Genomic DNA, 19,178 nt, shown 5'->3' with positions numbered 1-19,178 from the left:
TTCTTACAGCGCGGAAGGTTCGCTCCAGTTGCCTTCTGATCAGTGGAAACAGTACGATAGTGGTAGCTCGAATCAACTTACATGGGAGGAATGGGAATGAAGTACACCGTCATCACTGGCGCCAGCTCCGGCATCGGCTACGAAGCTGCACTTGCTTTTGCGTCACGGGACAAAAACGTGATCTTGGTCGCAAGACGGAAAGACCGGCTCAACGAACTGAAAGAAAAGATCGATAGCCTGGACGCCGGCATGGACGTCGTCATCAAATCGGCCGACCTTTCAGAAAGTGAACAAGTGCACGCGCTGTATGAAAGTCTCAAAGAATACGACATCGAAACGTGGGTCAACAACGCAGGCTTCGGCAACAGCTCGTCGGTTACGGATCAGCCGGTCGGCAAAATCGAAAAGATGCTGCGGGTGAACGTCGAAGCACTCACTACTCTCTCGACTTTGTACGTGCAGGATTATTCTGATAAAGAAGGCACGCAATTGATCAACGTCTCATCTGATGTGGGCTACCGGATCCCAGCGAACGGAGTGTCTTACGCAGCGACGAAGTTTTTCGTGAGTGCCTTCACGGAAGGGCTTGCACAGGAATTGCGTGATGAAGGTGCGCCGATGAAAGTGAAAATCCTTGCGCCCGCCATGACCGAAACGGAGTTTGTCCTGACCGCCCGCGAGCTGGATTCGTTCAGCTACAGCGACAATGTCCAGAAATTCCATACTGCCAAAGAAATGGCCCAGTTCCTGCTGGCCCTTTACGACAGCGACCAGGTACTCGGGAAAGTGAACGGCGAGAGCTATGCGTTCGAATTGATGGACCCTATTTATCCGTTCACGCCTAAGCGCAAACCGAATTGAGAAAAAGACGGAGCCGGATGCTCTCCTCCAAAACCGCATCAAACTTAATCAAAAACAAGCCGGAGAAAAGAACATTTTTCTTCGGATTGTTTTTGGTGTAGTTCTTTTTGAGGTTGGTTGCGGGAGCGGTGGACTGAGGTAGTCCGGCCGCTGCTTCTGCGACGAAGCAGCGAAGCGATGCAGGAGCATTTGGTTGCGTTTTTCCCAAAACGGCGCATTCCACCACTCCTCGCCTCCAACCACAAAACAGAAGAAACCCCGAACGAGCCATTGCTCGTTCGGGGTTTCTTCTTATTTCGTGAAATGGTACAGCTTACATCATGCCGCCCATTGACTTAGCTGTTTTTTGGGGTTTTTCCTTCTATTGAATACACTGTTTCACCTCATAAAATCTACTTTCTTTTTCATAGTCTGTTCTACTGAATCAATCCATTATTGCCGAATTGTTGCCTTTTTGTCCCCTGGCATTGCGATTCTAAGCCCGCTAACTTTTCGACTGCGGGTAATTGTCTGTTAGGCCGCTAATATTGCCCATAAGAAAAAGCGACTCGGTTACAAGTCGCCCTCTCCATTCAATCTTCTTCACCTTCTACATTGATAACCTTCCCATGCGGATCGCCTTCAATTTCTTGATAGTATTCCTCGCACTTCTCGCACCCTTCACACTCATAACAAGGATTGATCCTTATAATGAATTCAACGCTCTGTGGCTTCGGCTTCACCCTGCGTTCCAACGCCTGCGCCTTGTCTCTTAAACTCATTGGATCACGCTTCCTTCATCCGGGTCATCATCCGGCACATCGTTTATAAAGCAAATGTCATTGCTGCGGATCGTTCCTCCATTAAATGCTTCTTGATATGCTTCATGACTATCAAAGAATTTAACTACTGAATCAGCTTTCTTTTTGGATAACTGCTGTTCAATCCGTCTTGCTGCGTTTAAGATGCTCATAATTAGTAACCCCTTTCTTCCAGCATTTTTTGTATTTTCTCCAATTTCTCCATGCCTTCGCCTTCTTTGTATGCAGATAATGACGTATTAGCTAAGTACCCTATAGCTTTAGCTTTTTGAACAGGGTCTAACTCGGCATTATTCCGCAATTGGTTAATCTGTTCTGCCATGAGGTTCTTAATGTCGCTGGGCTTGTTTAACCGTCTTTCCTTGACCATACCCCCACCCCCTTCACTCAATGATTGCTATAGCTGGCTTTCATGGGAATTTAGCATGACAGAAAACGCCATAAACTCCCTCACTAAGCAGCAGTTTTCACTTAATTAGGCGTGCTTGTCTTGCCATCTCTTGCTTGGATCGTGGAGTTTCCGACTGCTGTTTCGGCCGTTCCTGCTGCTCCGTCCTTGATTGTTCTACAAGAGCTTCTGCTTGGCTGTTGAAATAGCTTTCCACTAGCTGGATCGCTTCATCATTCGCACCCTGTACTGCTAAAAGTTTTTTCAGATCTGTTGGCATTTTTAATTTCGACATATTAATTTCCTCCTTCTTTAATATCTTCGCTGCTTACCCCGAGATTGATTTTCCGCGGAATGATATCTGTCGGATATTCAATTTTATGAAGCAGAATATTCCCGTCTGTGTTTACGTCTGCCTTTGTGAGATTCCGTTTCTTGATAAGCTGCTGATATTTGCGTGTATCAGCCTTGAAAGCATCGTCGATACCGTCCACAACGTCCAAGGCTTTGATATACGCCTGTTTCGCTTCCTCTACCGCCAGCAATGCGTTATCCGCTTTCTCCTGGTGAACCGCCCGCACATCGTCCGTGTAAGACTTCACGACGGCCACCGCGTCCGCTTTAAGGAATTCTGACGTGGCATCGTTCAGCGTGCGGAATTTGTGTTCATCGGCTTTGATTTGCGACTGCAACGCTTCCACTTCATGAAAGAGGGAATCTGTTAAAACGTCGTCACCTTCTGCCACACTGTTTTTGTAAGCTGCCTGTTTACTGACAAGATCCGTTTTATTCTGCTGGATCTTCTGTTTCAGTTCTTCGATTTTTACCTGGCGTTGTTTGGCTTTTTCGTAATGTTCTTCAATCGCTTTTGTCATATTGTCCATTCCTCCATTAGTTTAATTGTTGAGTTGCATATTTCAATTCGTCACATTTTTTCTCTTCTCGGTTGTATATTCGATGTAGCTTTTATACTTGCTGAATACATAATCAAACGTATTCCCTTCACTTATGAGTTTATAGCTGCTGGCGGTGCTCTTGCCGGGCACATAACTTTCACGATAGGCAATCCATCCACCACCCATCATTTCCATATAAGCGGTACTGAAGCGACTAACAGACCATAAGTAAAGAGTGCCAGTGATACCGACCATTCCACCAATTTCTTTAATCTGCTCATCCTGCCTTAAAGCATCCATTATATTATGCTTCTGTTTAACCAACTCACTTTTGAATGAGTGCGGGAGGGTCTGCCCTCGCAAGATCCGCAAGCTGTCACCCTCCAATATTAATCCGTGTCCGATAGATTCAAGATGTTCTATCATTTTCACGGCTTCACTCATAAAACTAAATCCTCTTCCTGTTCTAATAGAAGTAGAGAGGAATTATCGTCATTATCGTCATTATCGTCATTAGCCTTGGTATCACTGACTTTAAGCAATGACGATGTTTTTTCTTCATCGTAATCTAATGGCGATGTTTTGGATTTATCGTCATTAATAATGGCAAGCTTTAGCGTTTTGCTCATTTTATTCTCCCATTCGACATAGAGGATGGACTTTTTCTTTAAAGCTGGATTGATGCGCCTTAGACGATTTCGGACGCTCCTGGCAGTCGGCCATGCGTTGCTCCTAGTTGTGCGCTCATCCGCAAAACGTGCGGCTTCAGATAGAAGTTGTGAAGCATTGCCGATCCACTCATCATTGCGCTTGATTAATTCCATTACTGCGGTAGCAAAGGGATCTGATTCTAACCCTTGGTCAATAGCTTTGTCACGGTTGCTATTGTAGATAGCCATAAACTCGCCAGGATGCCATTCTAAGGACTTCTCCGCTGCCGTGATCCATAAGGCAAAGTCGGCCATTCTCGGCTTGCTGGCTAACGTTGTAGTCGGCAAGCGAGCAAGTGCGCCACTTATGATGGTACAAAGTGCGCCTAGTATGTCTGATTTCTTCGAATTGAATTCTTTCCAAAACGTCTTTTCATCCGTCCGTTTGCTTTCCGGAATAGATGGGAGGTTTATCACAATGGAGCGGTCTAATAAATCCTGCCGCTTTCCAATGTCGTCAATGCCGTTTAGGATAGCCGGGCGCATAATTTGGAATACGGATTCCTCATCATCACTGTATAGTTTTCGGGTAGCCAATCCACCGCCTGTTGATAGCTTCGCCAGGGCATCAGACATTGGATTAGACAAACCACTTAAATTATCAAACGCCAATATCCATGTATTGTTGGCCGCAATAGCGAGATCCTTTTCGTCCTTCGGCAATGCTCGGAGCGGCAAGCTGGACGGGTCAATCAATGCCCTTAAAACCTTGGTTGTGGTGCTTTTAGATGAACCTTGTTCGCCCTGTATGGTAAGGATAGGGAAGGGCGAATCTTCTTTGAATGTCGATAGTAACCATGCTATAATTAACTTATAATCTGATTCATCATTAAAGTTAATGAACGGCTTTAAATCCTCCACACGACCATTTTTAGTAGGTGCTGCGATTGGCTGCATGATTCTCGACCGTTTGAAGTAAACGGGGGATTCATCGACCACTTGCCAGCCCTCTTTTTTTATTTCCACGACTTGCCACTCTTCATTGCAAAGATCTAAATAGATTGCATCTTCCGTTTCAGCAATTCGGACATGAACGTTGCTTTTTTCTCCATGAATTCGTGCTTTCGCTTCCAATGCAGTTAAAGCGTCTGACATCGCTTGTCCGCCTGGGGCTTTATCTTCGTTCAATTCCAGGTAGCGGCCAATAAGAATCAGTTTCAAGTCGCTGGATCGGATGGGCCATATTTCATGATGATTTTTTACTTTAACCTTGGCGTATGCGCTGCCTTGCTCGTCATAAAATAGCAGCATATCGGATGCCAGGCCCACTAATATTTGCGCTTGCGTTTTGCGTTCTTCAGAACCGACATCTTTGTTTTGTTCCAATTCCTCTAAAGCAATTACATTCTCCATTACTTACCTCCTTTTCTCCGGGCTAATTCCTTGCCAGCAATTGAATTGATGATGATTTCCAATTCCCTTTGCTCAAGAGGGGGATCATTGCGTCCGTTCCATAGCTGCATGATTTCCACGATTAAGGAAGGTTCAACGTATCTGCGGAAAAGATGCCCGGCTAATGAAGTCGCTGCCGAATTTCTGCCGCCCTCTGATATGCCATTCATCAGCATTTGCCAGTGCCCTGTCGGCTGTTTAACGGGCGTTGCTGCCTTTGGTTTGTTGACCATGTTCAATAGCCACTGTGGGGCTTCTGCGATGTTAATTTCCAAAGGGTGACTCGAAAGTTCCCAACTATAAATTTTGCCGCTTTGATGCTTGGAAGGGGAAACTGCGATATATCCACCCTCGCCCCGAACGTCAATTCCTGGCAGTAAATCCGCTTTGTTGCCGATTCCTTCATGATGCTTAAAGAGTAAATGCGAACCGTCACCGCCTGTAATGGCTTCGACCGTGTCCGGCAGCTTTCCAAAGTGATCCGTTAGCTGCTCCAATGCTTCAAAACCATTTACCCCATGACGGTCAACGTCTAATGCCCAAAATCCACTAGCGACCCCTGTGGCGACTCCAATATTACTGTCCGGCCACATCGTGAACCATTTTTCAATAACTACAACATTTGTTGTAGCATCCTTCAAACCGTTTTGAGTCCTTGGATGCTTGCCAGGACTGCCGCATGACCGCTTACACGTACACTGACCGCCTTCAATTGAATGAAGAGGGAACACCGCCCACTGAAGCCGCTGACTGTATGCGATAGCTGCCTTTAGGTTTGCGTTCTCCATTCGGTTCACTTCCTTTTATATTTGATAATGTCGCCACCACTGTCTCGGACAGCTTGATAATATTTCTTCATGTACTGCTCAACTTCATGGCGGGGGAATAACCATTTATTGCCTAATCTGATAGCTGGAAAGTTTGGGTCACTCATTAAATGGCTAGTGATTGAATTCCACCCAATCCCCACAAACTTTTGAAGCTGCTTGCTATTCAAAAAGAATGTTTCCGCTTCAAGATCCACCAACTTCTCTTCCACCATTTTTATATAGATTTCTTTCATTTCTTCTTCATTCAATTCAATGTGAATCATATTAGCGCACCTCCTCTTTTTGTACACCATGGTTTACAACATCGGTAAAAAAAATATCCTTCGGCTCTTTTCCTAAAACTTCGCAGATTGCAGAAATCGTTTTAATAGTTGGGTTGCTGAAACCATTCTCCACGTTACTAACTGTAATGCGACTTAGTTTGGATCTTTTAGCAAGTTCGGTAACTGACATACCTCTTTCTTTCCTAAATAATTTCAGTTTATTGTTAATCATGAATTCCACCTCCTGCCACAAGTATATAATATAACTTGCTACTATGTCAACCATGGTATACAATTATGTAAAGTATAACTATTAAGGAGCGATACAAATGAATGAATTCGGGGAGTATTTGCGGAAATTAAGAGGGAAAAAGTCATTAAGAACAGTATCAGACGAAGCAGGTATAAGTCATACCTATCTAAGTACACTGGAGAAAGGTTACGATCCACGCACCCAAAAAGGAAGAAAGCCCAACCCAGATGTTTTGAAAAAAATTGCTAAGGCTTTGGGAACAGATTATAACGATCTAATGTTTGCTGCTGGATATATTGCAGGAGGAGACGAAAAGAAAATAGCCCATGTTATTGAAAACACAAAAGATCAAGATTTAAAAGATTTCATTCAAGGGGCTACACTCCGTAAATATTCGTACGATGGTAAACCTATTGATAGAAATTCAACCCTATTCATAACACAAGTTATGGAAATTATTTTAGAGGATGCATTATATATTGCTGAAGATACTGATTCAATAGAGTTATTTATTGATAAAAAGAAGCAGGTTGAAATTAAAAAAGCATTAGAAAATTTACTTAAAAAATAGGCCATCGCCATATTTATCGTAATCTAATGACGATGAGGAAATTTATCGTAATGGGCTGAAGCCAGTGATAGCAAGGGGATATTACGCTATTACGATAATTACGATGTTTTTACAAGATATAAGAAAGAGGAGGTAATAGAAGATGGCACACTTTCGAGAGAAAAGCGGTTCTTGGGAATATGTAATAAGTGCTGGCAAAGACCCGGTGAGCGGGAAGTATACAAAAATCAGAAAGTCCGGCTTTCGTACTAAAACAGCAGCAAAGCATGAAGCCCGGCGCATTGAAGAAGAATTAAAGCAAGGGACATATTTAAAAGAGTCGAAAATGACATTTGGTGACTTCTTTCAGCAATGGTTGGCGCATTATGAGAAGCGGGCTAAGGTTTCTAGCGTCCGGGCTAGATCAATAGCAGGGAAGCGGCTACTGGACGCTTGGGAGCATCACCCTATAAGCAGCATCACAATGAGCATGTATCAGGAACATTTAGACACTTTGAGTTTGACCATGAGCGCAAACTATCTTGATAGCATCCATACGACTGGCCGAATGATTTTCACTCATGCGCTTAAATTGAAGATGATTAAATATAATCCGACTGAACACTTTGAAAAACCACGTATGACTAAAGATATTGTGGAAGATGAAGCTGAGGTAATGGAAAACTTCTTAGATCGTGAAGAGTTGACCAAGTTTTTACTCTTGGCAAAGGATGAAGGGTTAAAAGATGATTTAGTGGTATTCGCTACCCTGGCATATTCGGGGCTGCGCATTGGGGAGTTGATTTCATTAAAAGAATCGGACATCGACTTTCAAACAAATGAGATTAGCGTCACTAAGACTTATTACAATCCAAAGAATAGCAAAAAGGATTTTAAGCTGCTGACTCCGAAAACAAGGGGGTCTATCCGCAAATTCCAATTAGATCAATTTGTTATCCAATTACTGAAAGCGCACTTAAAGCAGCAGAAGGAAGTTAAAATGAAGAACAGAAGAGTATATAACGATCAAGGGTTCATCTTCGCTGACGAACAGGGTTATCCGCCCACAATGAAAAAGGTTGCTATCCGTTTGCAGCGACTCATGAAGAAGATGGACATCGAAAAGCACATCACCCCCCATAGCTTCCGACATACGAATATTTCATTGCTGATTGAAGCGAATGTTCCAATTGCTGAAATACAAAGAAGAGCCGGACATACCGATATTCATACTACAATGAACATCTACAGCCACATGACAAAAAATGTAAAAGATAATGCTTCACAATTATTCACTAATCACCTATCTGAATTGACCGCAAAACTGCAATAAAAGAGTAAAATTAATTTCATTGTTGCCTTTTTGTTGCCTAAAATAAAAAAACAACCCCACAAACCCTGTTATATCAAGGTTGTGGGGTGTTTATTACATCATGCCGCCCATGCCACCCATGTCCGGCATGCCGCCCATTGGCGCTTCCGGTTGCGGGATGTCTGCAACGACTGCTTCAGTTGTGAGGAACATCGCTGCGACAGATGCTGCGTTCTGAAGTGCGGAACGCGTCACTTTTGTCGGGTCGACGATGCCTTCTTCTACCATGTTGACCCATTCGCCGTTCGCTGCGTTGTAGCCGACGCCGACTTCAACGTCTTTCAGGCGGTGAACGATGATGGATCCTTCCATGCCTGCGTTCGCCGCGATTTGGCGAACTGGTTCTTCAAGTGCACGAAGCACGATGCGGACACCTGTCGCTTCGTCGCCTTCGACGTTTTCAGTCAAGGCTTCAACTGCTTTGTAGACGTTGATAAGTGCTGTACCACCGCCTGCGACGATGCCTTCTTCGACTGCTGCGCGCGTCGAGTTCAACGCGTCTTCGATGCGGAGTTTGCGTTCTTTCAGTTCTGTTTCAGTAGCCGCTCCGACTTTGATCACTGCAACGCCGCCAGCAAGCTTCGCCAGGCGCTCCTGCAATTTCTCTTTGTCGAATTCAGAAGTCGTTTCTTCCAGCTGGCTGCGGATCTGGTTCACGCGGCCAACGATTTTCTCTTGGTCGCCTGCTCCTTCGACGATTGTCGTGTTTTCTTTCGATACGACAACTTTCGACGCGCGGCCAAGCTGCATGATGCTTGTGGATTTCAGTTCAAGACCAAGTTCTTCTGTGATGACTTCGCCGCCTGTAAGAGCTGCGATGTCTTCAAGCATTGCTTTGCGGCGGTCTCCGAAGCCTGGTGCTTTGACTGCCACTGCGTTGAACGTGCCGCGGAGTTTGTTGACAACGAGTGTCGCAAGCGCTTCGCCTTCAACGTCTTCTGCGATGATCAGAAGCGGTTTGCTTTGCTGGACGACTTGCTCAAGGATCGGCAGGATTTCCTGGATGTTGCCGACTTTCTTGTCTGTAATCAAGATGTACGGGTTATCAAGAACCGCTTCCATCTTATCGGAATCCGTCACCATGTACGGAGACTGGTAACCGCGGTCGAACTGCATTCCTTCCACAACGTCAAGCTCTGTTGTGAAGCCTTTTGATTCTTCCAATGTGATGACTCCGTCGTTGCCGACACGCTCCATCGCTTCAGCAATCAACTTGCCGACTTCTTCGTCGCCGGATGAAATCGCCGCAACTTGTGCGATCGATTCTTTGCCTTCGATCGGCTTGGAGATCGTCTTCAATTCGCTGACAGCTGTTTCAACTGCCGATTCGATGCCGCGGCGAATGCCGACAGGGTTCGCACCAGCTGTTACGTTCTTCAGACCTTCACGAATCATTGCTTGTGCAAGAACTGTTGCTGTCGTCGTTCCGTCACCAGCGATGTCGTTCGTTTTCGAAGCGACTTCCGCTACCAGTTTCGCGCCCATATTCTCGAATGCGTTCTCCAGTTCGATTTCTTTGGCGATCGTTACGCCGTCATTCGTGATCAGTGGTGCACCGAATTTCTTCTCAAGAACGACGTTGCGCCCTTTAGGTCCAAGTGTCACTTTCACCGCATCTGCCAATTTATCTACGCCCTGCAACATCAAGCTGCGTGCGTCTTCGCTGAATTTGATTTCTTTTGCCATCGTATGCTTCCTCCTCTAATGAATGATATGATAGTGATTAACCGACGATTGCTAAAATGTCGTTTTCACGGATGATCAAATATTCTTTGCCTTCATATTTCAGTTCAGTTCCTGCATATTTCGAGAAGATGATCCGGTCGCCTTCTTTGACTTCCAGTTCAGTGCGCTCCCCATTGTCGCGGATGACACCGCTACCTGTAGCGATTACTTTGCCTTCCTGCGGTTTTTCCTGAGCCGATCCCGGCAGAACGATTCCGCTTGAAGTCATCTCTTCCGCTTCTACGAGCTCAATAATGACACGATCTCCTAATGGTTTTAACAATTGAAACACCCTCCTCAAATGGTTTGCTGTTTGTATATTAGCACTCTCGACCTCCGAGTGCTAACCCACTTCCTAGTTTAATAAACCACTGCTCATTTTGCAAGCGTAAACCTCCAATGTTTCGAATTCTTTGCGCAAATCTTTTCGAAGCCATACAATTAAATTACGCTGTTTCACGAAAGGAATTGCATATATGAAATCAACCGGTAAACCGCGGAAAAAGAGTACGCGGAAGTTTAAACGAACCCCTTTATACATCCTGCTGGTCTTCGTCGCCGTCCAGCTGTTGCCGGTACTGTTCGTCCTGCCTGTCTTCAACTACTTCCAAGGGCAAGGAATGGACTTCGATCTGGCCGAAGCTGCGACATCTGGCTGGCTCATTTTCTGGTCGATGGGGATCGGCTGTATGGTCGCGCTGTTCTTCATCTTGCGCGATAAGAACTTCTTCAACATCTGGAAAGGCAAGCCGGCCAATTACGCCATCGCGGTCCTGTGGGGCGTGCTCGGGTTTTTCATGCTCCTGCTCGGCCAGACGCTCGCTGCAATGATCGAAATGGCAATCGGCATCGAGCCTGGATCTGAGAACACATCTTCTCTTGTAACCATCGCGAAAGTCGCACCAGTCGCGATTGTGGCAGTCGTCCTATTCGGTCCGATCCTTGAAGAGCTCGTATTCCGTCGTGTCATCTTCGGCTCATTGAACCAGACGACGAACTTCTTCTTCGCGACAGCGGTCTCCGCACTCGTCTTCGCGCTCGTACACGTCGACTTCACGCACTTGCTGTTGTACTTCGCGACCGGTCTGATCCTGGCGTTCTTGTATCAACACACGAAGCGGATCATTACGCCAATCATCGCGCATATCTTACTAAACGGATACGTCATGGTCATCAACCTCAATATGGACAAGATCGAGAACTTCCTGAAACAACTTGAGAATATGCAATAACGAAAAGCGGAAGCGCCCGTTTAGATTCGACAGGCATAAGACGGTTCGGCAGAGCGGCGCTCCTTGCCGTGGAGCCGGAATGGCTTATGACCCGAGAATCTGGGCGCTGGAGTCTGTAACACGAAAGAAAGCCTTCCACCGATCAATTCGGCGGAAGGCTTTCTTCTTGTTCAAGAATGATGCGATGCTGTTCGGCTTTCAAATACTTTCGGTAGCCGACACGCGCAATCAGGATACTCAGCTCATACAGCAATAACAATGGGCCCGTCACAAGTACATGTGACACAAGGTCTGGCGGTGTGATGAATGCTGCAAGGACAATGAGGATGAAGTATGCATACTTCCGGTACTTCGACATAAGCATCGGCGTAATGATGCCGAGACGCGTCAAGAATAGCATCAAGACCGGTAGTTCGAACACAAAGCCGAATGGCAGTGTGATCTGGAACAGGAACGAGAAATATTCATTGATCCCGATCGTCTCCTGAATCTGCAGCGTTTCGGAAATGTTCAGCATGAAGCCGATGACATAAGGAAACAGGACGAAGTACGAGAACGCCACGCCTCCTGCAAACAGGATCATTGTAAAGGGGATGTATCCGAGTGTCATACGCCGCTCCTTCTCATGCAGACCCGGACTGATGAATGCCCATACTTGGTACATGATGACTGGCGAAATGATGAAGAGCGCCAAAATCATCATGACTTGGATGAAAATCATGATCGGATCTGTAATCTTGAAGGCGTTCAGCGTCAGCCGCTCCGCTTCACTGCTGTACTGCAAATACTGGATCAGCGGTTCGGTCAAGAAAAAGCTCGCAATGAGCGCTAACAGAAAGAAAACGGCGATAATGATCAGCCGTTTTCTCAATTCATTTATATGTTCGACAACGGTCATTTCATTTTTGTTCATAGAATAGACATCCTATCACAATTACTTTTGCTCGTCTTTCTTAACTTCCTTATCTTTATCGTCGTCATCATCCACTAAACCTTTTGTAGCAGATTTGAACTCACGGAGAGAAGAACCGAATGCTTTACCGAATTCAGGCAATTTCTTCGGGCCAAAAATAATCAAAGCGACAATCCCGATAATGATTAAACTCATTGGACCTGGAGCCATTATAGACACCTCCTGTAATATGTATTCAGTGTACATCAAAAATAGGCGTTTGGCTAATCGGAAACGGCCGGAAAATATGAACTTTTTACGTCTATTGCTTGATCTGGTAGATCAATGTCTGCAACTCTACAGATAGGTCAATCGTCTGGACGCGGATGTGATCCGGCACTGCGATCCGGACTGGCGTGAAGTTCAGAATCCCTTTGATCGAAGTCGTAGCCAGGCGGTCTGTCACTTCTTGTGCTGACCGTGCAGGCACCGTCAAGATGACGACTTCGACATCGTATTTTGTGATCATCTCTTCGATCAGATCTGGGTGATACGTATCGATGCCACTGATATGCTCGCCTGTTTCCGGGCTGTTCGAATCAAATGCCAGGACGATCTTCGTATTGTGGTTACGCTGGAAATTATATTTCAAAAAGGCGCTCCCTAAATTACCGACACCGATAAGCGCTACGTTCGTTGCTTCTTCCTGATCGAGCGTCTTGCGGAAAAACTCGAGAAGGCTCTGTACATCGTAGCCGTATCCTTTTTTCCCGAAGGCACCCAAATAAGAAAAGTCCCGGCGGATGGTCGCTGAATCGATCTTCATCGCTTCGCTCAACTCCTGGGAGGAAATCCTTGTTTGGCCGGCATTCGAGAAGTTCTGAAGAAATCGGTAATATAGCGGCAGGCGTTTTGTCGTAGCCTGTGGAATTTTCGCTTGTTCTGCTGACATCCGTATTCCTCCTACACTCTAGATGAACCGATTTTATCTTACATGAGCCCTTGCTGGATGTAAAGTTGCACGTCGTTGCGAAGCGCACGGCCATGGGCTAAACTAAGGAAGAATAGAGGTGACTGAAATGATTGTATTGCAAGTGAATAATGTATCCAAGTCTTTCGGTGCGGAGGAAATCCTCTCCGGTGCGAAGCTGGAATTGAAACACCGGGACCGCGTCGCGTTAGTCGGCCGGAACGGTGCAGGGAAATCAACTTTACTAAAAATTATTACCGGCGAACTGTCCTACGATAATGGCGATATCATCATGCCGAAGGATTTGACGATCGGTTATATGGAACAGCAAGCGGACTTCGAGAGCGACATGACCATCTGGGACGAAATGATGACCATCTTCGCCCACTTCCGCGACCAGGAAGCGGAGCTCCGGAAGCTTGAAGGCAGAATGGCCGATCCTGCCGTTTATGACCATGCGGAAGAATATGCGAAAGTGATGGACGAATACGACCAGCTTCAGCATGCTTTCAAGGACGCTGGCGGCTATCAATTCGAATCGGAGACGCGAACGGTGCTCCACGGCATGAAGTTCTACCCGGAAGATTACGAGCGCAAAGTCGTCTCTCTTTCCGGCGGACAAAAGACACGCCTGATGCTTGCGAAGCTGCTCCTCAGCAAACCTGCACTTCTGATCCTCGATGAGCCGACCAACCACTTGGACATCGAAACACTCAGCTGGCTCGAGAATTACTTGAAGAACTATGCAGGCGCACTGTTGATCGTCTCGCATGACCGCTTTTTCCTCGATCAGCTCGTCGGGACGGTTTACGAAGTTTCACGTCACCGCACGAAGAAGTACACGGGCAACTACAGCCGCTACCTTGCGGAAAAGGCGAAGCAATATGAGCTGGACAAGAAGCAGTTCGAGCGCCAACAAAGCGAGAAAGCCAAACTTGAAGATTACGTGCAGCGCAACTTGGCACGTGCATCGACGACGAAAATGGCTCAGAGCCGGCGCAAAGTGCTCGAGAAGACCAACTGGATGGATGCACCGGCAGGCGACGAGAAATCAGCACGCTTCGGCTTTTCCATCGACAAGCAAAGCGGCAACGACGTCTTGAATATCCAAGATCTTGCCATCGGATACGACAAAGAGATGGTATCCCGTAATATCAACATCCAGCTCTACCGCCAGGAAAGTCTGGCACTCGTCGGACCGAACGGCGTCGGGAAATCGACGCTCCTGAAAACGTTGCTGAAGAAAATGCCAGCGCTTGCCGGAGACATCCATTACGGCACCGGCATCCAGTTCGGCTATTATGATCAGGAACAAGCCAATCTAAGCGGCAATAAGCCCGTCCTGAATGAATTATGGGATGAATACCCGTTGATGAATGAAAAGGACATACGCGGCATCCTCGGACGCTTCCTGTTCAGCGGTGACGACGTACTGAAGCCGGTTTCTTCCTTGTCAGGCGGAGAGAAGGCGCGGGTCGCGCTCGCGAAGCTGATGATGCAAAAAGCGAACGTCCTCATTCTCGATGAGCCGACGAATCACTTGGACCTCGACAGTAAGGAAGTGCTCGAGAACGCTTTAATCGATTATCCCGGGACGATCCTATTCGTTTCCCATGACCGGTACTTCATGAACCGCCTCGCGACGAAGGTCGTGGAATTACGCACAGACGGAACAAGCGAGTTTCTCGGGAACTACGACTATTATGTTGAGAAAAAGCTGGAAGCTGCGGAACTGAAAGCACTTGAAGAAGCAAGCATCGCTGTCGGAGCACAAGCAGCAACCCCCCCGTCCTCCACACAGATCGACAAAGAAGCGAAAAAGCTGCATCGGCAATGGAGCCGACAAGCAGAAGCTGCCGAATCCGTGATGGAAGGGCTGGACAAAGAAATAGCAGCGATCGAAGAACAGCTTTGTGATCCGGAAGTTTTCAAAGACCATGAACAAGTACTGCCACTCCAGGAAAAGCTCGAAGAACTGAAAGCCCGTCACGAATCCGAAATGGCTGAGTGGCTCGACTTGCAGGAAAAACTAGAAGGTTGATTCTTTTCAATCAGACCGTTCCGTGTGTGAATTCTTTTCACGCATATAGAACGGTCTTTTTTCATTTCTAAAAAAAGAGATTCCCAAAACATTTGACTTGAGAACGCAAATTTCTTATAGTTTTTTTCCTTTACTATATATTGGTCAAGAGGTTTTTTGATCATTTTTATTTCCACATTCTTATCCCCATTATAAACACACTAAAACTGGACTATGCACAGCATTATGCACACTATCCACAGTTTTATATTTTTCTATCCACATCATCGCGTGGAAAACTTCGTCTATATATAGATTCAAGTACTACTTACCAACAACTTATGCACATTTTGTGCATAAGTACAAACGTTCTCTATTGACAGCACTCCGTCCATTCGTTCTCACAAAGACTGAATCATTCGTCAAAAAAAGATGTATAAACACTCGTTATTTTGCGTTTTTTCTATTAACTTTTCATCGAAAAAAGACTAGGAAAGTGACACTTCCTAGTCTTTTTGATTTGGGCAGTCAAAACACCCTTTTATTTAAGTTATCCCCAGGATGTCAATTCCATTCCAGGGCGTCCGTTCATTTTCATCGTATGGTGCAAGCCCTTTTCAAACATCACTGTTCCGGCTGCCGCAATCATCGCCGCGTTATCCGTACATAACGGAAGTGGTGGAATGAAAAACGGAATGTCTTCCTTCTTGAACGTCGCTTCAAGTGACGTACGCAAGCCTTTGTTCGCTGCGACACCGCCTGCAGCGATCACTTGCTTCACGCCGTACTGTCGTGCAGCACGCAGCGTCTTCCCTGTCACCACTTCCACGACACTTGCCTGGAAACCGGCAGCGACACGCTTCGGATCCACGGATTCCCCGCGCTGTGCTGCATTGTGCATGAAGTTCAGCACTGAAGACTTCAAGCCGCTAAAGCTGAAATCATAGCTTCCTTCTTCCAGCCAAGAACGCGGAAAGTCGATCGCCTGTTCACTCTCATGCGCCAGCCGGTCGATATGCGGACCACCCGGGTACGGCAAATTCAATGTCCGTGCGACTTTGTCATATGCCTCTCCTGCTGCATCGTCACGCGTTTCACCGATCAATTCAAAGTCCCCATGCGCTTTCATGAGGATCAGCTCTGTATGACCGCCTGAAATAACAAGTGCCAAAAGCGGAAACTCCATCTCCTGCTCGAGACGGTTCGCATAAATGTGGCCGGCGATGTGATGCACGCCGACAAGCGGCAAGCCATGGGCAAAGGCAAAAGCTTTCGCCGCATTCACGCCGACAAGCAGTGCCCCGACAAGTCCGGGCCCTTCCGTCACAGCGACAGCACTCAATTGATCCGGTGCCAGTCCGCTTGTCTCGAGTGCTTCCTCGATGACGAACGTAATCTGCTCCACGTGATGACGTGAAGCGATCTCCGGCACGACGCCGCCGAACCGTTTATGGCTCTCGATCTGCGACGCCACGACGTTGGAGATGATCTCCGTTCCATTTTTCACGACCGAAGCGGCTGTCTCGTCACAGCTCGTCTCGATTCCCAATACATATACATCATTCATCAAATCTCACCCACATCACTAAAGCATCTTCATGGTCATCAGTATAGTACCCTTTTCGGATGCCTCCATTTTTAAATCCGAGCTTTCGGTATAAATTTTGGGCAACTTCATTGCTGACACGCACTTCCAGCGACATCATCACAGCGCCTTGCTGCTTTGCCGCTTCGATGGCCGCCACCATGAGCCGTTCCCCTAGTTTTTTCCCACGGTGTTCCGGCAAGATGGCCACGTTCGTGACATGACTCTCGTCGATGACAAGCCACATCCCACAATAGCCGACAATGCCCTCTTCCATCTCTGCGACAACGTAGTACGCATGCTCATTCGTCACCATCTCGTGGTAAAAAGCATCCTTTGTCCAAGGCAAAGTAAAAGACAGTTCTTCAATGCGATGTACAGCTGCTACATCGGCAACCGTCATTTTCCGGAAAATCACACTGTCACTCATACGGAACCGCCTGCTTGGCTTTTCTCGTAATTTGCTTCCGCTTCAGTAATACGTCGGTATTCCGGCGTCGCTGCATGCGCTTCAATCGGCTCCCCTTGCATCGCCAAATGAATCAACTGCCCAGCACGCGGCAGACGGTTGAGCGGATGACTGAACTGCGCATGCTCGCCAAGCAATTCCTCGATCACTTGCCGGTGAACCTCGACATCACTGCCAGTAAACAGAACAGTTCGCTCCATCTCTTTCAGCTTCAGTAAGAATCCCTGCATCTCCGTATGGTGATCTTCGTAGACGACTGTCAGCCCTTTGCCTTCATAAGCTGCCGTGAAAGCCGTACCGCGCCGTGCATCCACGACCGGACACACGATTCCGTCAAATCCTTCTTCGTTCGCCGCCAATAGTTTAAGGCTCGATACCGGATGCAGTGGAATGCCAAGCGTCCATGCAAGCGTCTTCGCGATCGTCAAACCGATACGTACCCCTGTGTAAGAGCCCGGACCTTCCCCAACAGCAATATGTGTCAGCTGCTTCGCTGTAACGCCTGCCTTCTCCATCAATTCTTCAACAAGCGGCATCGCAGTGAGCGAATGGTTGATCTTTAAATTCTGTGTTTCTTCTATCAATAATTGGTCATCTTTCACGATTCCCACAGTCAGTGGCGAACTCGATGTATCGATTCCTAACCAGATCATAAGGCAAGCTCCTTGCATAAAGTTTCATAACGTTCACCCGAAGGCGTTAATTTGAAAATACGGCCAGTATCGGATGTTTTCCTAATCGTGATGGCGAGCCGTTCCTTTGGTAGATAGTCCTCGATGAACTGTGCCCACTCGACGACCGAAACCGCCCCGCTCGAAAACAGTTCGTCGAACCCGATGTCTTCCTCGCTGCCTTCCAACCGGTAGACGTCGAGGTGATTCAACGGAAGCCGTCCCTCGTATTGTTTCAAGATCGTGAATGTTGGGCTATTGACGGTCCGCTTGACGCCAAGACCTTTCGCCAGTCCTTTTGTAAAAGCTGTTTTGCCAGCGCCCAGATCCCCTTCCAACGTCAGCAAGTCGTCCGGCTGCAACAAACTGGACAGGCGCATCGCCAATCGTTCTGTTTCCTCAGGGGAAGCTACTTCGATTTGATGTTTCATCTATGTCACCCTCTTCGATTCAGTTTAGCGAAAAATAAAGATGAAAGCAAAACAATAGGAGCTCGTCTTTCACCTTGTTTTTCATGTTTCCCGTCAAATGTTGGCGAGAGGTGAAGTTCTGTTCCCTCCTAGCCAACGTGTATGTCAATATTTTGTACTTTTGTGTCAGCAGTATTTTGGCATCGTGCGCTTCCTTCAATTAAGAGGCATGTTTCAGTCGCTCGTCCATCGCGAGATACCGCTTCAACTGCCAACGCTCTTCCTCGGTTAGTTTGCCGCTGTTTTTCGTTAAGAACAATGAAGCGCGGCAGCTGGACAGCTTCAGAGAATTCCAGAAGCGCCACCAGATTGAATCCGTGGACGATGGCCGAAGCCGACGAGCAGCCACTTCATTGAAGGCTTTGGATTTGATACTGTGCAGGACAACTGGGGACCACTCATTCTTGAAGGCAGCAATCATGGACGCGCCAGGTCGTTTGAACGACCGATCCTCAAACTGCTCTCTATCTTTTGAACAAGGATATTCATAATAAAATGCACGTGCACACAACTCCTCTTCTTTACTTGTTTCTCGACAATTCAAATATAAAAGAAGTTAGAAGTTGCGTGTTTTTTTCGTACAACTTGTTTGAGCACCCAATATTTCTTGTGGAACCATAAAAAAGGAACACAGCGGAATCCGCTGTGTTCCCTTTGCTTATGACGGTCCCGACCGGGATCGAACCGGCGATCTCCTGCGTGACAGGCAGGCATGTTAACCGCTACACCACGGGACCATGATTTAAAAAAAGAAAATAGCCTAGCGACGTCCTACTCTCACAGGGGGAGACCCCCAACTACCATCGGCGCAAAAGAGCTTAACTTCCGT

26 protein-coding genes, 1 tRNA gene and 1 rRNA gene are annotated in these 19,178 nt (G+C 46.9%); 5 read left to right on the top strand and 23 right to left on the bottom strand.

Annotated features, from left to right (window positions below):
• Nucleotides 1-96: 96 nt before the first annotated feature.
• A complete protein-coding gene (locus GIW82_RS12505; RefSeq protein WP_154750284.1) occupies nucleotides 97-861 on the top strand; it encodes an SDR family NAD(P)-dependent oxidoreductase in 765 nt (254 codons plus the stop codon).
• Here GIW82_RS12505 and GIW82_RS12500 read toward each other — a convergent pair.
• From GIW82_RS12500 to GIW82_RS12450, 11 genes are all read right to left on the bottom strand, one after another.
• Nucleotides 842-1,069: a hypothetical protein gene (locus tag GIW82_RS12500; RefSeq protein WP_195914045.1), complete on the bottom strand. Its 228-nt coding sequence runs from the start codon at nucleotides 1,067-1,069 to the stop codon at nucleotides 842-844. The genes GIW82_RS12505 and GIW82_RS12500 overlap by 20 nt on opposite strands.
• Before the next feature lie 364 nt (nucleotides 1,070-1,433).
• Nucleotides 1,434-1,622 (bottom strand): hypothetical protein, encoded by a 189-nt coding sequence (locus GIW82_RS12495; RefSeq protein ID WP_154750282.1) that lies wholly within the window; start codon nucleotides 1,620-1,622, stop codon nucleotides 1,434-1,436.
• On the bottom strand, nucleotides 1,619-1,813 hold the full coding sequence (locus GIW82_RS12490) for a hypothetical protein (RefSeq protein ID WP_154750281.1): 195 nt from the start codon (nucleotides 1,811-1,813) through the stop codon (nucleotides 1,619-1,621). Before GIW82_RS12490 ends, GIW82_RS12495 begins: the two co-directional genes overlap by 4 nt.
• 2 nt (nucleotides 1,814-1,815) lie before the next feature.
• Complete coding sequence (locus GIW82_RS12485; protein WP_154750280.1) at nucleotides 1,816-2,031, bottom strand: hypothetical protein; 216 nt, start codon at nucleotides 2,029-2,031, stop codon at nucleotides 1,816-1,818.
• A 97-nt stretch (nucleotides 2,032-2,128) separates the two neighbouring features.
• Nucleotides 2,129-2,344 (bottom strand): hypothetical protein, encoded by a 216-nt coding sequence (locus GIW82_RS12480; protein ID WP_154750279.1) that lies wholly within the window; start codon nucleotides 2,342-2,344, stop codon nucleotides 2,129-2,131.
• A gap of 1 nt (nucleotide 2,345) precedes the next feature.
• On the bottom strand, nucleotides 2,346-2,924 hold the full coding sequence (locus GIW82_RS12475; RefSeq protein ID WP_154750278.1) for a hypothetical protein: 579 nt from the start codon (nucleotides 2,922-2,924) through the stop codon (nucleotides 2,346-2,348).
• Between the two features lie 42 nt (nucleotides 2,925-2,966).
• Nucleotides 2,967-3,389, bottom strand: a complete 423-nt coding sequence (locus tag GIW82_RS12470; RefSeq protein WP_154750277.1) for a hypothetical protein — start codon at nucleotides 3,387-3,389, stop codon at nucleotides 2,967-2,969.
• The gene (locus GIW82_RS12465) at nucleotides 3,386-5,008 is read right to left on the bottom strand and encodes a hypothetical protein (RefSeq protein ID WP_154750276.1); all 1,623 of its coding nucleotides are present in this window, start codon (nucleotides 5,006-5,008) and stop codon (nucleotides 3,386-3,388) included. Before GIW82_RS12465 ends, GIW82_RS12470 begins: the two co-directional genes overlap by 4 nt.
• Nucleotides 5,008-5,835 (bottom strand): bifunctional DNA primase/polymerase, encoded by an 828-nt coding sequence (locus GIW82_RS12460; protein WP_154750275.1) that lies wholly within the window; start codon nucleotides 5,833-5,835, stop codon nucleotides 5,008-5,010. The genes GIW82_RS12465 and GIW82_RS12460 overlap by 1 nt, the downstream gene beginning before the upstream one ends.
• 5 nt (nucleotides 5,836-5,840) lie before the next feature.
• Nucleotides 5,841-6,140 (bottom strand): hypothetical protein, encoded by a 300-nt coding sequence (locus GIW82_RS12455; protein WP_154750274.1) that lies wholly within the window; start codon nucleotides 6,138-6,140, stop codon nucleotides 5,841-5,843.
• Nucleotide 6,141: 1 nt separating this feature from the next.
• Nucleotides 6,142-6,372 (bottom strand): helix-turn-helix transcriptional regulator, encoded by a 231-nt coding sequence (locus tag GIW82_RS12450; RefSeq protein WP_230309387.1) that lies wholly within the window; start codon nucleotides 6,370-6,372, stop codon nucleotides 6,142-6,144.
• A gap of 97 nt (nucleotides 6,373-6,469) precedes the next feature.
• Here GIW82_RS12450 and GIW82_RS12445 point away from each other — a divergent pair, with 97 nt between their 5' ends.
• Both GIW82_RS12445 and GIW82_RS12440 read left to right on the top strand, forming a co-directional pair.
• Nucleotides 6,470-6,964 carry a helix-turn-helix domain-containing protein gene (locus GIW82_RS12445; protein ID WP_154750272.1) on the top strand — a complete coding sequence of 165 codons (495 nt, stop codon included), beginning with the start codon at nucleotides 6,470-6,472 and terminating at the stop codon, nucleotides 6,962-6,964.
• Between the two features lie 142 nt (nucleotides 6,965-7,106).
• Nucleotides 7,107-8,276 carry a tyrosine-type recombinase/integrase gene (locus GIW82_RS12440; protein WP_154750271.1) on the top strand — a complete coding sequence of 390 codons (1,170 nt, stop codon included), beginning with the start codon at nucleotides 7,107-7,109 and terminating at the stop codon, nucleotides 8,274-8,276.
• A 93-nt stretch (nucleotides 8,277-8,369) separates the two neighbouring features.
• On the opposite strand, the gene groL is transcribed toward GIW82_RS12440, so the two are convergent.
• Both groL and groES read right to left on the bottom strand, forming a co-directional pair.
• Nucleotides 8,370-10,001, bottom strand: coding sequence for a chaperonin GroEL (gene groL / locus GIW82_RS12435; protein ID WP_154750270.1), 1,632 nt, complete (start codon nucleotides 9,999-10,001; stop codon nucleotides 8,370-8,372).
• Nucleotides 10,002-10,038: 37 nt separating this feature from the next.
• A complete protein-coding gene (groES, locus tag GIW82_RS12430; RefSeq protein ID WP_154750269.1) occupies nucleotides 10,039-10,323 on the bottom strand; it encodes a co-chaperone GroES in 285 nt (94 codons plus the stop codon).
• Nucleotides 10,324-10,516: 193 nt separating this feature from the next.
• Between groES and GIW82_RS12425 the strand changes: the two genes are divergently transcribed.
• The gene (locus GIW82_RS12425) at nucleotides 10,517-11,272 is read left to right on the top strand and encodes a CPBP family intramembrane glutamic endopeptidase (protein ID WP_154750268.1); all 756 of its coding nucleotides are present in this window, start codon (nucleotides 10,517-10,519) and stop codon (nucleotides 11,270-11,272) included.
• A gap of 142 nt (nucleotides 11,273-11,414) precedes the next feature.
• Here GIW82_RS12425 and tatC read toward each other — a convergent pair whose 3' ends face one another.
• From tatC to GIW82_RS12410, 3 genes are all read right to left on the bottom strand, one after another.
• On the bottom strand, nucleotides 11,415-12,185 hold the full coding sequence (tatC, locus tag GIW82_RS12420) for a twin-arginine translocase subunit TatC (protein ID WP_154750267.1): 771 nt from the start codon (nucleotides 12,183-12,185) through the stop codon (nucleotides 11,415-11,417).
• 21 nt (nucleotides 12,186-12,206) lie between these two features.
• Nucleotides 12,207-12,395, bottom strand: coding sequence for a twin-arginine translocase TatA/TatE family subunit (gene tatA / locus GIW82_RS12415; protein WP_154750266.1), 189 nt, complete (start codon nucleotides 12,393-12,395; stop codon nucleotides 12,207-12,209).
• Between the two features lie 91 nt (nucleotides 12,396-12,486).
• Nucleotides 12,487-13,116 carry a redox-sensing transcriptional repressor Rex gene (locus GIW82_RS12410; protein WP_154750265.1) on the bottom strand — a complete coding sequence of 210 codons (630 nt, stop codon included), beginning with the start codon at nucleotides 13,114-13,116 and terminating at the stop codon, nucleotides 12,487-12,489.
• A 127-nt stretch (nucleotides 13,117-13,243) separates the two neighbouring features.
• Between GIW82_RS12410 and GIW82_RS12405 the strand changes: the two genes are divergently transcribed.
• A complete protein-coding gene (locus tag GIW82_RS12405) occupies nucleotides 13,244-15,175 on the top strand; it encodes an ABC-F family ATP-binding cassette domain-containing protein (protein WP_154750451.1) in 1,932 nt (643 codons plus the stop codon).
• Nucleotides 15,176-15,704: 529 nt separating this feature from the next.
• On the opposite strand, the gene tsaD is transcribed toward GIW82_RS12405, so the two are convergent.
• The 7 genes from tsaD to rrf all read right to left on the bottom strand — a co-directional run.
• A complete protein-coding gene (gene tsaD, locus GIW82_RS12400) occupies nucleotides 15,705-16,721 on the bottom strand; it encodes a tRNA (adenosine(37)-N6)-threonylcarbamoyltransferase complex transferase subunit TsaD (RefSeq protein ID WP_195914044.1) in 1,017 nt (338 codons plus the stop codon).
• On the bottom strand, nucleotides 16,714-17,169 hold the full coding sequence (gene rimI / locus GIW82_RS12395; RefSeq protein ID WP_154750263.1) for a ribosomal protein S18-alanine N-acetyltransferase: 456 nt from the start codon (nucleotides 17,167-17,169) through the stop codon (nucleotides 16,714-16,716). Before rimI ends, tsaD begins: the two co-directional genes overlap by 8 nt.
• On the bottom strand, nucleotides 17,166-17,861 hold the full coding sequence (gene tsaB / locus GIW82_RS12390; RefSeq protein WP_154750262.1) for a tRNA (adenosine(37)-N6)-threonylcarbamoyltransferase complex dimerization subunit type 1 TsaB: 696 nt from the start codon (nucleotides 17,859-17,861) through the stop codon (nucleotides 17,166-17,168). The genes rimI and tsaB overlap by 4 nt, the downstream gene beginning before the upstream one ends.
• Nucleotides 17,858-18,310 (bottom strand): tRNA (adenosine(37)-N6)-threonylcarbamoyltransferase complex ATPase subunit type 1 TsaE, encoded by a 453-nt coding sequence (gene tsaE / locus GIW82_RS12385; protein WP_154750261.1) that lies wholly within the window; start codon nucleotides 18,308-18,310, stop codon nucleotides 17,858-17,860. Before tsaE ends, tsaB begins: the two co-directional genes overlap by 4 nt.
• A 199-nt stretch (nucleotides 18,311-18,509) precedes the next feature.
• Complete coding sequence (locus GIW82_RS14765; RefSeq protein ID WP_195914043.1) at nucleotides 18,510-18,893, bottom strand: hypothetical protein; 384 nt, start codon at nucleotides 18,891-18,893, stop codon at nucleotides 18,510-18,512.
• Between the two features lie 120 nt (nucleotides 18,894-19,013).
• Nucleotides 19,014-19,086 (bottom strand) — tRNA-Asp (locus GIW82_RS12380).
• Nucleotides 19,087-19,107: 21 nt separating this feature from the next.
• Nucleotides 19,108-19,178 (bottom strand): 5S ribosomal RNA (rrf, locus tag GIW82_RS15075); the annotation flags it as partial.

This window comes from Planomicrobium sp. YIM 101495 (assembly GCF_009707665.1).
Lineage (GTDB): Bacteria > Bacillota > Bacilli > Bacillales_A > Planococcaceae > Planococcus.
The sequence above is the reverse complement of the archived record's forward strand: the minus strand, read 5'-3'. Positions and strand labels throughout refer to the sequence as shown.

Coding starts and splice junctions, on each gene's coding strand:
- GIW82_RS12505 (WP_154750284.1), top strand. CDS start 97: ATGAAGTACACCGTCATCACTGGCGCCAGCTCCGGCATCGGCTACGAA.
- GIW82_RS12495 (WP_154750282.1), bottom strand. CDS start 1,622: ATGAGTTTAAGAGACAAGGCGCAGGCGTTGGAACGCAGGGTGAAGCCG.
- GIW82_RS12490 (WP_154750281.1), bottom strand. CDS start 1,813: ATGAGCATCTTAAACGCAGCAAGACGGATTGAACAGCAGTTATCCAAA.
- GIW82_RS12485 (WP_154750280.1), bottom strand. CDS start 2,031: ATGGTCAAGGAAAGACGGTTAAACAAGCCCAGCGACATTAAGAACCTC.
- GIW82_RS12480 (WP_154750279.1), bottom strand. CDS start 2,344: ATGTCGAAATTAAAAATGCCAACAGATCTGAAAAAACTTTTAGCAGTA.
- GIW82_RS12475 (WP_154750278.1), bottom strand. CDS start 2,924: ATGACAAAAGCGATTGAAGAACATTACGAAAAAGCCAAACAACGCCAG.
- GIW82_RS12470 (WP_154750277.1), bottom strand. CDS start 3,389: ATGAGTGAAGCCGTGAAAATGATAGAACATCTTGAATCTATCGGACAC.
- GIW82_RS12465 (WP_154750276.1), bottom strand. CDS start 5,008: ATGGAGAATGTAATTGCTTTAGAGGAATTGGAACAAAACAAAGATGTC.
- GIW82_RS12460 (WP_154750275.1), bottom strand. CDS start 5,835: ATGGAGAACGCAAACCTAAAGGCAGCTATCGCATACAGTCAGCGGCTT.
- GIW82_RS12455 (WP_154750274.1), bottom strand. CDS start 6,140: ATGATTCACATTGAATTGAATGAAGAAGAAATGAAAGAAATCTATATA.
- GIW82_RS12450 (WP_230309387.1), bottom strand. CDS start 6,372: ATGATTAACAATAAACTGAAATTATTTAGGAAAGAAAGAGGTATGTCA.
- GIW82_RS12445 (WP_154750272.1), top strand. CDS start 6,470: ATGAATGAATTCGGGGAGTATTTGCGGAAATTAAGAGGGAAAAAGTCA.
- GIW82_RS12440 (WP_154750271.1), top strand. CDS start 7,107: ATGGCACACTTTCGAGAGAAAAGCGGTTCTTGGGAATATGTAATAAGT.
- groL (WP_154750270.1), bottom strand. CDS start 10,001: ATGGCAAAAGAAATCAAATTCAGCGAAGACGCACGCAGCTTGATGTTG.
- GIW82_RS12425 (WP_154750268.1), top strand. CDS start 10,517: ATGAAATCAACCGGTAAACCGCGGAAAAAGAGTACGCGGAAGTTTAAA.
- tatC (WP_154750267.1), bottom strand. CDS start 12,185: ATGAACAAAAATGAAATGACCGTTGTCGAACATATAAATGAATTGAGA.
- tatA (WP_154750266.1), bottom strand. CDS start 12,395: ATGGCTCCAGGTCCAATGAGTTTAATCATTATCGGGATTGTCGCTTTG.
- GIW82_RS12410 (WP_154750265.1), bottom strand. CDS start 13,116: ATGTCAGCAGAACAAGCGAAAATTCCACAGGCTACGACAAAACGCCTG.
- GIW82_RS12405 (WP_154750451.1), top strand. CDS start 13,244: ATGATTGTATTGCAAGTGAATAATGTATCCAAGTCTTTCGGTGCGGAG.
- tsaD (WP_195914044.1), bottom strand. CDS start 16,721: ATGAATGATGTATATGTATTGGGAATCGAGACGAGCTGTGACGAGACA.
- rimI (WP_154750263.1), bottom strand. CDS start 17,169: ATGAGTGACAGTGTGATTTTCCGGAAAATGACGGTTGCCGATGTAGCA.
- tsaB (WP_154750262.1), bottom strand. CDS start 17,861: ATGATCTGGTTAGGAATCGATACATCGAGTTCGCCACTGACTGTGGGA.
- tsaE (WP_154750261.1), bottom strand. CDS start 18,310: ATGAAACATCAAATCGAAGTAGCTTCCCCTGAGGAAACAGAACGATTG.